The following is a 13,327-nucleotide window of genomic DNA, read 5'->3' on the forward strand; positions in this document are numbered from 1 at the left end:
TATGGATGTTAAAAAATTCCGGTTGGACTGGAAAAGCTCCCCGCAAAAACAACTTGATTATCTTGCAGAAATGCAAAAATCTATGTCGAATATGGCTTCTGCCCTTATTGAAATTAATTCTAAATTGGACGGCTTGCCACAAATGGTTTCTTTGCTAGAGCAAAATAATCTGCTTTCTCATCAGATAGCCGATAACACAAATTGTGCCTGTGAAGCTCTCAGTACATTAGTTACAATAGTAGGGGAAATCAATAATAAAATAGATGAAAAAGAGCCCGAACCGGTCGATACTTATGTCTTTGAAGTGCCAAACGGTCATTTTGTTGTTGAAATGCAAGTCACAGAGGGTGTAAGGGTTACAACGCCTTTTATATCCACAAAAAACGGTGAGCCTTTTAATGACTGTGTGCTTGTTAGTTCACATGACGGTATAAGAGATATTGTTTTTGATGCCGTTAACGGTTTTATAGAATGGACATGGACAGATCAGGCAGAACCGCCGGTCTATTTTGATCTTATTATTAAGCAGAGCGGTAGTGATATAGAAAAGGTAATTCAATATAATTATACCTATGTCGATTATGTCGAAATAGCCGGTATTAAGTGGGCAAAAGGTAACCTGATAACAGATGCTTCCGATACTACAGGTATGACAAGTGTTATCTCTGAGCGTGAAGATATGGAAACAAGCTACTACCAATATTCTCGCCGGCGTGGCTGGGCTTCTAACGGTCTTACTGCCCCTGCAGGTTGGAATTCTTCTTATCCTTATGCAAAATTTTGGGTAGATGACCCTTGTCCTGATGGATGGCGTTTGCCTACACGCGCCGAGTGTCAGGCCTTGGCCTCTTCCGGTTTTACTTACAGGGAGGTCGGTACTGCCGGTAATGATGTAGCGGGTAGCTTCTTCGGTGCTAATCATGCTACTGCTTCTATTGGAGATATGCAGGGTTGTATCTTTTTAGCTATAGTTGGCTATCTTGGTAATAATGGTGTGTTTACTACTCCTTCTTCCCTTAATAATCCTTATCGGAGTTCTGAATCTAGTTCAACTACGATGGCTTATAATCTTGTCCTTCGTACTCCGGGCGCTTCGGTTGATACATCTTCTCAGTCTGCGGGTTATTTTATCCGCCCCGTAAAGGGAGCTAAACAGGTTTTTTATAATTTGTCTTATAATCTTGACGGTGGTACGCTAAGTAGCTATACAACCCCTGCGGGTGCTTATCCTGTAGGCTATCAGGTTACACTTCCCGCTGTTCCTGTTCGTTCCGGTTATACCTTTAAAGGCTTTGATGTTAATGGCACTATTTATCAGTCGGGAGCTAAATTCCTGCTTGATTCCGGCGATGTCGTTGTCATCGCTACATGGTTGCAGGATGTCCCGTTGCCTACGTTAACGGTTTCGCCTCAAATATTGCCTTTTGATGAGAGGGGCGGTTTTAGTGTTATTAGTTTAAAATCTTCGGGTGCTTGGCAGTTGAAAAAATCTGAGATTTGGATAAACGTGCAACCTTATGATCATACTGGTGACTGTAGTGTAGATATTAGTGTAGATGTTACTACTCTAACTGAATCAAGACAAGGTACTGTTATTTTTGCCTCTGTTGATAATCCTTCTGTGACTGCTACATTGACAGTTACGCAGTCTGGCTCTCTCAGCTAGCTAACTTACTTTATATTAGTATTTTAGGTGTGTCGAAATATACACACCTTAACCCTTTATATCCCTAGTTTTATGAATATATTAGAGAAAAATATTAGACATCTGTGGATTAAAGCGGATGTTGATTCCGGTACTGAATCGTATTTGTGTCTTTATTCTTTTAGTGGTAGCAATATTCATGTGCGTATTACCAAAGACGGTGTTTCCGGTCAGTATTTCGTTACGTGTATGTATCCGAGGCTCGTGTTACATGGTTTCGATCTCCGGCAGTTGCTTATAGTGGCTTTTGCTGAACTGCAAAGCTTAACTAACGACCCTTATCACAGGTCTACTATAAAACGTGTTTTGGGCTTCTTTGATACTTTAAAAGCTAACCCTGATTTGTTTGCTACTTAGTATACTACTTGGACTTGTTTATGTTACACTTTTCGGATTAGCTTATTATGTCTATTTTATTTTCTATCTGTTTACTGCTGTCTTTCAGTTTATTGTCTGTCCTTTTGGTTAAATTATTTGATTATGCTAATAAACTATGTTCTTAAGATACGCCGAGATTTTAGCAGTGTTTTTGTTCCAAGTAGTTGTTTTGCTCCGAAGTTTAAGCGGAAAAAATATGACAAGGTTCGAGCGTATGACCGTTTTGGTCATTTTACTGCTGGTCATGCTATTGATTGTGACTGTCATGGTTGTTTGGATGATACACAGTCTGATAATTTAAAACCGTCTGTCAATGATTCGGAGAATGGTTATATTATTAGTTCTCGAAGTAAAAGGGCTATTCGTAATGCCGGCAATTCGATCTTTTTCCGTTGCGAAAACAAGGCGCGTCTTCGGTTTATTACGTTCACTTTCCCGCCTCTTCCGGCTTCTGTTGCCCGGCAAGATGGTTCAGATAACAACCAAAATTCTAAAATACTAGAGGATAAGTATTTGCATAAACTTTTTAAAAAATTTCTCGATAATGAAAGAAAGAATTACGGCCTTAAAATGTGGCTTTGGACAAACGAACGGCAATCCGGTGAACGGCTCGAAAAACATGAACAGTCTGCCCGCGAAGTGCTTCACTATCATTGTATCTTTGATTATGAAAATCCTATCAATTATTACGTTGTTAATGTGCGGTTTCTTCGTTTGTTGCATCGGAATGGTTTTAATATTTTATCATCTCATTCTCTCGGTCTTAAAAAGACTTCACTGGACTATGCCAAATTAAAACGGGCTTGTCAGGCTGTTGCAAAGGGTGATTATGATTACTTTGTGCAGGATTCCGAACGCATGTACATTCGTGATGACTTGGGTATTAAGCGTTTTATGTTTTTGTGTCCGGTCGACTTTGAGAGAATTCGTTATTCCAGTATGGATATCGGGCGTCTGTCCGCTTATATCTCGAAATACATCGGTAAATCTACCGATAAAGTCTATTGTCGCCGTTGGGGGTGTTCTCAGGGTCTTGTTATTAGTGAAGATCAGTTGCAGGCTTTTGTTAAGGACAACTTTAGTCGTGAAGACATTGACACCGATACCGGCGAGGTCATAACGAGTGTCGACACGCAAAAGCTTATGAATTTCCTTATCATGGGTGATAAGTCTGCTAAGATTATTAAATTCGAGGTTAATATAACCGGTAATAATCCCGAAACATTTTATTATATACCCCCGAATTTCGGTAAATGGGGTAAACATTCTGCTTTACAGGAAAAGTTTATGACTTACTTCAATTACGCTATTTAAACTCTATTAACCAAACATATCGAATAATATACAAAAATTAACTATATTTCTTTGTTCTATCTTAGAAATTCGCATTAATTATAAATTATGAATGGACAACAGATACTAAGCTCAGAATTCATAACTTATAATTTATAATTCTTTTTAAATCGGCTCTGCGACATAGACAGACAATTACTGTTATGACAATGACAGCCACATGGTTTATATCCGAAGCAGTACTATGCCCTGTAAAAATAGAACCCGAATATTCCTTCTGATGCCACAGGAATATCTTATCGCCCACAGGCAGAGATAATCCTGTATATTTGTTCACTATGGGAACGGAAAGATCTACCAGATCGGGGAAAACGCATCCCAGAAAAGCGAGCACCATAATCCAGATATACTGCCTGTTGGTAAAGAACAGTGTTACAGCTATTATCAGCAGCCCCAGCACAGCATCTACCTTAGCTGCAAAAGGGTAGGTATGAGGTAGATAATCGAGTATTCCATGTACAAGTACACCTGTTACAAAAGCCGCTGCACCTGTTATCCAAACAGCTTTCTTCGTATCCGTTTTTGCTGTATCGGTAAGAGCTACAGCGATACCAATAGCAGTCGTCACATGGAAAACCACATTCATAATTGACTTCGTCGATTGCTTCGCAATTTATAATTCATAATTTATAACTTATAATTACGAATGTCCCTCTTTCGCCTTAAAAGCCATTGCATAAAACCTCATTTGTTTTATCATGGAAACCAAACCGTTGGAACGTGTCGGCGAGAGGTTTTCTTTTAGTCCGATCTTTTCTATAAAATACAGATCGGCATTGATGATCTCATCGGGCGTGCGATCCGACAGCACTTTAATAAGCAGGGCGATAATACCTTTTACGATAACAGCATCGCTCTCTGCTCTGAATATGATTTTACCGTCAGTATATTCGGCTTCGAGCCACACCCTACTCTGGCAACCTACTATAAGGTTGTCTTCGGTCTTATATTTATCTTCCAGTTTTCCCAATGAATTTCCCAGTTCTATAAGTAGTGCATAACGATCCATCCAATCGTCAAACATAGAAAATTCTTCAATTATTTCATCCTGTACTTCGTTTATTGTAGCCATGTCTCTCTTTATTTTTCCTTATATATTACTTCCAGAACTGTTTGTCCTACTACTCTGAGTGTTTCCTTGCTGATATTACTCATATCGTCTTTCTGAGTATGCCACGCATGGAAAAATCCGTTTTCCGACTCAAGTTTATAATCAATAATATCGATACTCGGTATACGGCGTATCTCGTTCACCGGTACATGATCGTCGGTGACACCACCTCCGTCTGTACCTATAAAGTATTTACCAAAGCCCAGCTGTCCGGCCGTACTCCACACTTTTTCCACTACATTAGCAGCATAGCGTTTCGAGTAATATTCTTTATAGAATGTCGCACCTTCGGCACCTACCATATCCAACAAGATACCATACTTGGCCTTATAATCTGCCACATGCGGATTTTTCGACCAGTAGCGGGAACCCAGACACCACGTTTCATCAGAATTTCCTTTATAATCTTTTACAAATACAGGTAAACCGTAATCTTCGGCATCGAAGAAGATTATATCTACACCTACTTCCGGCGATTTGGTTTGCAGCACACGCGCCACTTCGAGCAACACCCCTACTCCACTGGCAGCATCATTTGCTCCTAATAACGGTTTATGATGGTTTGCAGGATCAGCATCGTGGTCTGAATACGGACGTGTATCCCAATGCGCAAACAGTAGTACACGCGTTTTCTTATCCAATCCGTATGAGCCGATAATATTTCGTGCATTAAGCTTGGTTCCGTTATAGGCTGTTAGTGTCATTTTTTGTTCCTGTACTTCTGCGCCCAAACGTTTCAGTTCCGATACCAGATAGTTACCACATGCCACATGTTCGGCCGTATTAGGTATTCTGTAACCAAACGAGACTTGCTTGTCAACAAAAGCATAAGCACTGTCGCCACTAAAGTCGGGTGATATTTTCTGATATGCTTCTACAGTTGTAGTCCCGGAACTTGTCTTGTTGACACACGAACAGGTAATTAACGAAAAAGCCAGACCTATAATCAAGATATTTTTCATTGTCATTTTGTGAAAGTTATAATTACAGCAGACAAAGATAAGGATTAGTTGTAAGTTACAAGTTATGAGCAATCAGTTTTTATTTTAACTAAAATGTAACGAATGTAACGTTTTTGCATCGTTTTTGTTTTTTGTTACTTTTTTTTAGAGCCTGTTTAAATTTTATTCGTTTAGGTTTTCAGCACTATTTTTGGAATGATTTTTTCTTATCTGAAGCGCGAATAGCGGGCTATTCAAGCTGAAGAAAGGGATAAATTTCACCAAAAGAGACTGGAAATGAACGAAAAAAGAACGATAACAAAATGTTTTGGTAAAATTTAAACAGGCTCTTACTATTCTCTTTTGTTGCCTCTCTTTAGAGCAGGGCTGTTAAGTTCTGATTTCTATTCAATTAATTGCCTCCACTTTTAAGTGGAGGAATAAGTTTGATAATTGTGACATGGCTTTAGCCAAAACAGATTTGACTAAAGTCGTTTTAGGTATTACTTCCAACCCACGCCTTAAAAGACGTGGCAACTCGCAGAACTTAACAACCCTGTCTTATGGGAAGGTTTGGAAGCACTGCTTATAATATTACCGTTGTGTACCTGTCGTCATCGTCAGTCTCGCCATTGTCCTGTTGGCGGATTTCGTGGGGCTGTGGGCTTGTCACCTTATCCAGAAATTTATTCACCATCTGTGTGGAGGCTTCCACATTGGCATCTTTCGGGAATTTTAGGACAAAAGGCCTGCTGGTCTGTTCCGTTTCTTTTTGCTTTTCACGCTTCTTGTCCTGACGGTCGAGCACGAGCTTCATTACATGCGCTTTTGGTGCGCGCTTACGCTTAGTTACTACGCGGTTCTTTATTTTCTCACCGCCCCAGCCATCGTCTTCGTAGGTGATGCGTTCGCTAACTTCTATGTAGCCTTCGAGCTGGTCGCGCAGGGAGTGGCGCACAAGGGTGGCAAGGGCTTCGTCGCGGCGGTCTTCGGCTTCTTCTATGGCTCGGCGGAAGTCGCTGCGGGTTTTCTTCCAATCGTAAAAGGTTTTGGTAGTCAGTTTCAGGGTTCTGCAAATTTCGGTGATGGTGTAGCTGTCCTGTTCGATCAGTTTTACTATTTTTTCAACAAGTCTATCGCTGTATTTCATGGTTTTCAAAATTCTTTAGTGAATACTTTTTCAGTATAGATAAAGTTTTTTGAAAATGATGAAATTCTTTAAGCCTGTCTGTTAGTAACTGTTTATTAGAATAGAATACCTCAGTCTAATCAGATTTGCTTTAACCTTTATTTTGTTAATTTTATTATTTTACTTTACTTTGTTATTTAACAAATAAGAAACTTTGCACAAACATGAATAATTGTTTAGAATGTAATTGCACTATCAGTGAGCAGGTTCATGATTTTTCAAACCGAAAATACGGAATTTCACTCTGCATACCGCATCAGCAATGGCTCGAAGATGTAGAGAAGATAAGTACATGGCAGACCATAACACTCTATTTTGCGCTGAAAACTAGAGGTGTACCTGCCGAACTTGAAAAATTTGACGGCTTCAAACACATCGACATAGCCATCACCGATGCCCGCGTAAATCTGGAAATAGACGGCGGCCATCACAATTACGATACAAAACAGGCTATGGCTGATCTGAAACGTACCTATTACTCTTTTCTGAAAGGTTTCCTTACATTGCGAATCCCTAATTCACTGATCTGCAATAATGATATAATAGAAGAAACCGCCGACTTTATCGTCAAGTTTCTGAACGAGAACAACCGGAAAGACTATGTACAGAGGAAACAACGGGGAACTTACTATAAACTCCGCAAAGATTATTAAATACGAAAAGGCCGCAGATAACATTCTACGGCCTTTCTTTTTATTATAATACTCCTTACGCGTCTATTTTCGCATAAGTCGCATTTTCTTCAATAAACTCGCGGCGAGGCGCTACGTCTTCGCCCATCAGCATAGAGAAGATATGATCTGCTTCGGCTGCACTTTCTATCGTCACCTGACGCAATGTGCGGTGTTCCGGATTCATAGTCGTATCCCACAACTGACTGGCATTCATCTCTCCAAGACCTTTGTAACGCTGGGTATGGATAGAATTCTCGTCTCCGTCTCCGTACTTATCTATGAAGGCACGACGCTGACGGTCATCCCAGCAATATTCTTCAACTTTTCCTTTACGGCACAGGTAAAGCGGCGGTGTAGCAATATAGATATATCCTTTATCGAGCAGCGCCTTCATGTGGCGGAAGAAGAATGTAAGTATCAGTGTAGCAATGTGGCTTCCGTCCACATCGGCATCCGTCATGATTACTACTTTGTGATAACGCAGTTTTTCGAGGTTCAGCTCTTTCGAGTCTTCCTCTGTACCTATCGTCACACCGAGTGCAGTATATATATTCTTTATTTCATCGCTTTCGAGCACCTTGTGAGGCATTGCTTTCTCCACATTCAGTATCTTACCCCTTAGTGGCAGAATAGCCTGAAACATACGGTCGCGCCCTTGTTTTGCAGTACCACCCGCAGAGTCTCCCTCGACAAGGAACAACTCGCAGCTTTCGGCAACTTTACTCGAACAGTCTGCCAGTTTGCCCGGAAGACCTCCACCTGTAAGCGGAGATTTACGCTGAACAAGCTCGCGTGCTTTACGCGCCGCTGCACGCGCCGTAGCAGCAAGAATAACTTTCTCTACAATGATCTTTGCTTCTTTCGGATGCTCTTCGAGGTAGATACCTAAAGCTTCACCTACAGCCTGATCGACAGCACCAATAACCTCGTTGTTTCCGAGTTTTGTTTTTGTCTGCCCTTCAAATTGCGGTTCGGCTACTTTTATGGAAACAACGGCAGTAAGTCCTTCGCGGAAGTCGTCACCCGTAATCTCTACTTTTACCTTTTCCAGCATCTTGCTGTCATCGGCATATTTTTTCAATGTACGCGACAAGCCTCTTCTGAATCCGGTAAGGTGTGTACCTCCTTCGATGGTATGTATATTGTTCACATAGGAATATACATTCTCATTATAAGACGTGTTATATGTCATCGCCACTTCTACAGGCACACCTTGCTTTTCGGTAACGATGTGTATTACATCTTCTATCAGGGCTTCCTTCGAGGCGTCTATATAACGAACAAACTCTTCAAGTCCTTTTTCGGAATAGAAATTATCTGAGCGATAAGTTCCATCATCTTTCTTATGTCTTTCATCTGTCAGTGACAGGCGAACACCTGCATTAAGGAACGCAAGTTCGCGCAGGCGCGAAGCCAGTGTATCGTATTTGTATTCGGTAACGATAAAGATAGAATCGTCCGGTTTGAAAGTAATGACAGTCCCTGTCTCGGTAGTCTTACCTTTCTTTTCTACTCCGGTAAGAGGCTTTCCACAAGAATATTCCTGCACATAGATATCTCCTTCTTTATACACTTCAGCTTTCAGGTGTGTCGACAGCGCATTCACACACGATACTCCTACCCCATGCAAACCTCCCGAAACTTTGTATGTTCCTTTATCGAATTTACCTCCGGCATGCAAAACGGTCAAAACAACCTCCAGTGCCGATTTATTTTCTTTCGGCATGATATCCACAGGGATACCACGACCATTATCTTTTACTGAAATTGAATTATCTTCGTGTATGATAACTTTGATATCATCACAATATCCGGCAAGAGCTTCATCGATAGAGTTATCCACTACTTCATATACAAGATGATGTAATCCCTTTTCGCTGATATCGCCGATATACATCGCCGGTCTTTTCCTTACAGCCTCCAGGCCTTCAAGCACCTGAATATTCTGTGCGGAGTAAGACTCGCTCGCCATTTTTTGTTTCTCTGTCATATCTGTATTTTGCTGTTTAACAGGCGGATATCCACCTTATGTTTTGCGTTTTAAAATCTAACAAATATACGAAATTTTATCATAAAAAGCAAGAAAATAAAAGATGTAAACTACCATCTTTTAGTCACTTTATTGACCAGTTTTTTAACTTTTAACAAGTATTTATACTCCTTATATTTTTTATCGGATATGAATCCGTATTTATGTTGGATCATATAGTAGTCGGAGTAAAAATCGAAGTATGAGGAAGAGATTCCTCCCAATCGGAAATTAGATATGACAACATCTACTTCGCCGAGCACCACGCCCTGACTTACACATCGACAGATGAAATCGTAATCGGCCAACACCCTGATGGATAAGTCAAATGCACCGTACTTATCGTACACAGATTTGGCAACAAAGAATGTGGAATGGGGCAATACGCTTTCGGCAATAAAGGCTGCTCCGCGACGCTGCACATTGAATATTTTATCATCTTTCCATACACGCTCTATGCCATACAACATGGAGTTGGCTCTATCCGTTTTCCCATCTGTGTATTTAGTCCACATGATTTCCAATGCATTATCTTCGTACCAGTCGTCAGAATTGGTTATCCCAACCAGTTCACCTTGTGCGAGTGAAATACCTTTATTCATGGCATCGTAGACACCTTTATCGGGTTCGCTGATAATGCGGACAGTCACACCTTTTTCCTCGAAACGGGGAATATAACTTTTGAGCTTATCCAGTGTCCTGTCTTTAGACACACCATCTATTATAATATATTCAAAATCGGAAAATGTCTGTCTCAAAAGAGCTTCCACCGTACCATGTAAAGTATTTTCTGAATTGTAAGTCGGCGTTATTATCGAAATCTTCGGCATACCATCTATTTTATGAAGCACAAAGATAATATTAATCTGTGTAATTATAGGCTATCTGCCGCATTTCGTTGTGTTAACGGCTATTCCAACCAGACTTACATATTTTAATTAATGCCAATCAGTAGTTGAGATTATATTGAATACTAATTCGCATTATTTATTTAGAGTCTGTTTAAATTTTATTCATTCAGATTTTTAGTGCCATTTTGGGAATAATTTATTCTTTTTTGAGGTGATAATAGCGGGCTATTTAAGCCGATAAAAGGGATAAATTAAACCAAAAGAGCCTAAAAATGAATGAAAAAGAATCCATAATAAAATATTTTGGTAAAATTTAAACAGGCTCTTAGAAATATAAAAAAAATACAACTATCAGTGAACCTTTTATCTACTTAGTTGTTTTAATATGTGAAGACAAAATACAGGATGACTAATGCCCCCCGACCGGAATTCCGGAATCCGGTTAATCTCTCATTTCACAGGTCTATACAGTTCTTGTAACAATTATAGAGAAGAAATGAAATGAGTATTAACCATTAAAATCTAATTTTCATACCCAGATTTAACGCTTAAGCTGTCGGTACGACACCGAACCCGATTAAAAGTACCCGGTTATTCTCCAATTTATAGCTGTGTACCTATATTGCAATAATAGAGAAAGTTAACTTAATGTATAAAAGCCTTTCGTAGCGAAAGTTATTTTCTACATTATACAGTTTAGTATGAGATATTAATACAACACCCTTTGTTGGAATGCCTAATTAATTTCTCATTACAGATTCTACAATCTTTACCTCAAAAAAAACAAAAGTGATGAAAAAGTATATATTTATTTATATGTTGCTATCCCTCATAGTATACGGATGCAGTGACAAAAACAACGTTACCGAAGAGAAAGAACAATGTTTCACCATATCTTCGAAAGACATAGCTGACAATTCTACCCTGAATGGGGGACAATACCGCATATTAGATGAACATGGTAATATCGTTCAAACACATACATTAGACAATGGTACGGTAAAAGTATATGACCTGCCTGAAGGAACATATTCCATTGAAGAAATAACTGCTCCTGATGGTTATATAGCCGACCAGAAGAAAAAAACGGTAACCCTCACTGGCTCGGGATGCAAAAGTACAGTATTCCGATACATAGATGAAGATGATAGACAAATACCTTCTTCGTTCAACCTAAACTTTTACGGAACCGATACAGAGCAACTTATGGGCGAATATAATGCAATCCGCATAGGTGAGTATTACTGGACAGACAGAAGTTTTTCACATGAAGTGCCTTGGGGCGGAGATTTTGAAAACTCGCATCCAATAACGCAGCAACTGTTGGATAGATATGTCGAACGGGTACGAATAAATCCTAACCAGTTCCAACTGGCTAATCTGAGTGACTTTGAGAAATACTATGGACGGTATTATGGATACCCAAGCATCCTGTACATGAACCAGCACGGACAAATGCGTGATCAGGAAGGAAATACGCTGGATGGTTGGAGGTTACCGTATCAACGCGATTACAGGCAATTATTTGCAATGTGCCCTTTCAATACTACTTCCGACCCGTACCATATCAATCTGAATGAAAGGGATGTACGGTTTGCATTGGGAGCTAAAGAGGGCGACAATCCGATGGCATACAATATACAAGATCCGGATAACAGCACATATAAAACGTATTGGTTCGACCCTACTCATACAACCAATATGTACGGTTTCGGATTGATGCCCGGTGGCGCACGACTTAACGGAGACTGGTTTTGGTGTAACGGATTGGGGCCGGATGACGGTTGCTACTATGACGGCAAAAAAGGCGATATTTACCATTTGTTCTATACAGCCCCCTTGGCTGTTGTAGACCCTAAAGACGAACTGGCAATAGGTACGGTTACCATACACGACTTTGTAGATACTTACGAGCACGTATTGTATCACATGCTGAATGTGAGATGGTGCAGAAAACTTACTGATGCCGAACTGGGATATAAGTTATATATAAATCCTGATCAGACAGATATTAAAAAAGTGGACTGGGATGCACCGGCTCCGGTCGGATATACCGAATTGCAAAACGGATATACCAGAGGATTTTATGTGCAGTATATACTAAACAACCCGAATCCGACACTCACTGTGAGTGATATAGTATATTATGCAAGGAAAGTGGAGGACAGATATGTCAAAAATAATAGAGATAATAAAAATATTGTCTTATAAGAGTCTGTTTAAATATTCAGAGTCATCTTGAATTTGTTTCCACCTGTGAGATGGTAATAGCAGACTATTTAAGCTGAGAAAAGAGAAAAAGAGGTATTTCTGTCTTCAAATACCTCTTTTTCCTAATCCATAGGCTTTCAAATAGAGATATCCTTTTTGTTTTGCAGATGTTTCCTGAATACATAAGCCCATAACAGTCCACTCAGGAAACCGGATAAATGCCCTTCCCATGATATCCCTTCTGCTCCCGGAAATATACTGAATATAAGCCCGTAATAAGCAGCAATTACAATAACAGATACTATCATCAACTTGATATTCTTACTGAAAAATCCGCCAAAAACAAGAAAAGAGGCTAAGGCATATATGACCGAACTTGCCCCGATATGCCATGACAAACGCCCGATAAACCATGTTATCGAACCGGCTGTCAGCCACAGCAATGGAAGAATATAAGCGGACTTCATTCTATAAAAGAAAAAGAGAAAAGACAACAATACAAATATCGGGATTGTATTAGCTATCAGGTGTTCCCAATTAGCATGAACCAGAGGAGAAGTAAAAATACCAATCAGTCCTTGTGTTTCGCGAGGAAGAATTCCATACATATAAAATTCGAAGCCAAACAATGATTCCATCAATCTTATAAGCCATAGGATGGCTACTATAAGAAAAGCATATATCAATGATGATTTCAGTATTTTGAGATGTTCTTCCATATTTAATTATAGAAAGACAAAAATAGCTTTTAGATTCCGAATTGAAAATACTTCTTGTACATCCCTCCCCCTCTAAACACAAAAAAGTCCCCATACTATCAAGTATGAGGACTCTTCTTTAAAACGGCGGTAACCTACTCTCCCACTAATCGCAGTACCATCGGCA

12 protein-coding genes are annotated in these 13,327 nt (G+C 39.8%); 5 read left to right on the forward strand and 7 right to left on the reverse strand.

Features of this window, described 5'->3' with window-relative positions:
- Position 1: 1 nt before the first annotated feature.
- The 3 genes from M2448_RS13245 to M2448_RS13255 all read left to right on the forward strand — a co-directional run bounded on the left by M2448_RS13245 (position 2) and on the right by M2448_RS13255 (position 3,397).
- On the forward strand, positions 2-1,666 hold the full coding sequence (locus tag M2448_RS13245; RefSeq protein ID WP_280646317.1) for an InlB B-repeat-containing protein: 1,665 nt from the start codon (positions 2-4) through the stop codon (positions 1,664-1,666).
- 72 nt (positions 1,667-1,738) lie between these two features.
- The gene (locus tag M2448_RS13250) at positions 1,739-2,062 is read left to right on the forward strand and encodes a hypothetical protein (RefSeq protein ID WP_280646316.1); all 324 of its coding nucleotides are present in this window, start codon (positions 1,739-1,741) and stop codon (positions 2,060-2,062) included.
- Between the two features lie 123 nt (positions 2,063-2,185).
- Positions 2,186-3,397, forward strand: a complete 1,212-nt coding sequence (locus tag M2448_RS13255) for a hypothetical protein (protein WP_280646315.1) — start codon at positions 2,186-2,188, stop codon at positions 3,395-3,397.
- Positions 3,398-3,515: 118 nt separating this feature from the next.
- Here M2448_RS13255 and M2448_RS13260 read toward each other — a convergent pair whose 3' ends face one another.
- The 4 genes from M2448_RS13260 to M2448_RS13275 form a co-directional block, all read right to left on the reverse strand.
- A complete protein-coding gene (locus M2448_RS13260; RefSeq protein WP_280646314.1) occupies positions 3,516-4,022 on the reverse strand; it encodes a hypothetical protein in 507 nt (168 codons plus the stop codon).
- A gap of 54 nt (positions 4,023-4,076) precedes the next feature.
- Entirely contained in the window at positions 4,077-4,508 is a 432-nt protein-coding gene (locus tag M2448_RS13265) for a SufE family protein (protein ID WP_280646313.1), read from the reverse strand.
- Between the two features lie 8 nt (positions 4,509-4,516).
- Positions 4,517-5,509: a M28 family peptidase gene (locus M2448_RS13270; RefSeq protein ID WP_280646312.1), complete on the reverse strand. Its 993-nt coding sequence runs from the start codon at positions 5,507-5,509 to the stop codon at positions 4,517-4,519.
- A gap of 565 nt (positions 5,510-6,074) precedes the next feature.
- Positions 6,075-6,638, reverse strand: coding sequence for a transposase (locus M2448_RS13275; protein ID WP_280646311.1), 564 nt, complete (start codon positions 6,636-6,638; stop codon positions 6,075-6,077).
- A gap of 203 nt (positions 6,639-6,841) precedes the next feature.
- Between M2448_RS13275 and M2448_RS13280 the strand changes: the two genes are divergently transcribed.
- Positions 6,842-7,330, forward strand: coding sequence for a hypothetical protein (locus tag M2448_RS13280; RefSeq protein WP_280646310.1), 489 nt, complete (start codon positions 6,842-6,844; stop codon positions 7,328-7,330).
- Between the two features lie 55 nt (positions 7,331-7,385).
- Here the strand turns inward: M2448_RS13280 and gyrB are convergent, their stop codons facing one another.
- The gene (gyrB, locus tag M2448_RS13285) at positions 7,386-9,341 is read right to left on the reverse strand and encodes a DNA topoisomerase (ATP-hydrolyzing) subunit B (protein WP_280646309.1); all 1,956 of its coding nucleotides are present in this window, start codon (positions 9,339-9,341) and stop codon (positions 7,386-7,388) included.
- Between the two features lie 110 nt (positions 9,342-9,451).
- Positions 9,452-10,210, reverse strand: a complete 759-nt coding sequence (locus M2448_RS13290; protein ID WP_280646308.1) for a glycosyltransferase family 2 protein — start codon at positions 10,208-10,210, stop codon at positions 9,452-9,454.
- A gap of 813 nt (positions 10,211-11,023) precedes the next feature.
- On the opposite strand from M2448_RS13290, the gene M2448_RS13295 reads away from it, so the two are divergent.
- Positions 11,024-12,442 carry a prealbumin-like fold domain-containing protein gene (locus tag M2448_RS13295; protein ID WP_280646307.1) on the forward strand — a complete coding sequence of 473 codons (1,419 nt, stop codon included), beginning with the start codon at positions 11,024-11,026 and terminating at the stop codon, positions 12,440-12,442.
- A 137-nt stretch (positions 12,443-12,579) separates the two neighbouring features.
- On the opposite strand, the gene M2448_RS13300 is transcribed toward M2448_RS13295, so the two are convergent.
- Positions 12,580-13,161 (reverse strand): rhomboid family intramembrane serine protease, encoded by a 582-nt coding sequence (locus tag M2448_RS13300; RefSeq protein WP_280646306.1) that lies wholly within the window; start codon positions 13,159-13,161, stop codon positions 12,580-12,582.
- Between the last annotated feature and the right edge of the window lie 166 nt (positions 13,162-13,327).

Source organism: Dysgonomonas sp. PF1-14 (assembly GCF_029892965.1).
Lineage (GTDB): Bacteria > Bacteroidota > Bacteroidia > Bacteroidales > Dysgonomonadaceae > Dysgonomonas.

What these genes read in the sequence shown, in the direction of transcription:
- M2448_RS13270 (WP_280646312.1), bottom strand. Translation starts at nt 5,509, where the DNA reads ATGAAAAATATCTTGATTATAGGTCTGGCTTTTTCGTTAATTACCTGT.
- M2448_RS13260 (WP_280646314.1), bottom strand. Translation starts at nt 4,022, where the DNA reads ATGAATGTGGTTTTCCATGTGACGACTGCTATTGGTATCGCTGTAGCT.
- M2448_RS13280 (WP_280646310.1), top strand. Translation starts at nt 6,842, where the DNA reads ATGAATAATTGTTTAGAATGTAATTGCACTATCAGTGAGCAGGTTCAT.
- M2448_RS13300 (WP_280646306.1), bottom strand. Translation starts at nt 13,161, where the DNA reads ATGGAAGAACATCTCAAAATACTGAAATCATCATTGATATATGCTTTT.
- M2448_RS13290 (WP_280646308.1), bottom strand. Translation starts at nt 10,210, where the DNA reads ATGCCGAAGATTTCGATAATAACGCCGACTTACAATTCAGAAAATACT.
- M2448_RS13245 (WP_280646317.1), top strand. Translation starts at nt 2, where the DNA reads ATGGATGTTAAAAAATTCCGGTTGGACTGGAAAAGCTCCCCGCAAAAA.
- M2448_RS13275 (WP_280646311.1), bottom strand. Translation starts at nt 6,638, where the DNA reads ATGAAATACAGCGATAGACTTGTTGAAAAAATAGTAAAACTGATCGAA.
- M2448_RS13295 (WP_280646307.1), top strand. Translation starts at nt 11,024, where the DNA reads ATGAAAAAGTATATATTTATTTATATGTTGCTATCCCTCATAGTATAC.
- M2448_RS13250 (WP_280646316.1), top strand. Translation starts at nt 1,739, where the DNA reads ATGAATATATTAGAGAAAAATATTAGACATCTGTGGATTAAAGCGGAT.
- M2448_RS13255 (WP_280646315.1), top strand. Translation starts at nt 2,186, where the DNA reads ATGCTAATAAACTATGTTCTTAAGATACGCCGAGATTTTAGCAGTGTT.
- gyrB (WP_280646309.1), bottom strand. Translation starts at nt 9,341, where the DNA reads ATGACAGAGAAACAAAAAATGGCGAGCGAGTCTTACTCCGCACAGAAT.
- M2448_RS13265 (WP_280646313.1), bottom strand. Translation starts at nt 4,508, where the DNA reads ATGGCTACAATAAACGAAGTACAGGATGAAATAATTGAAGAATTTTCT.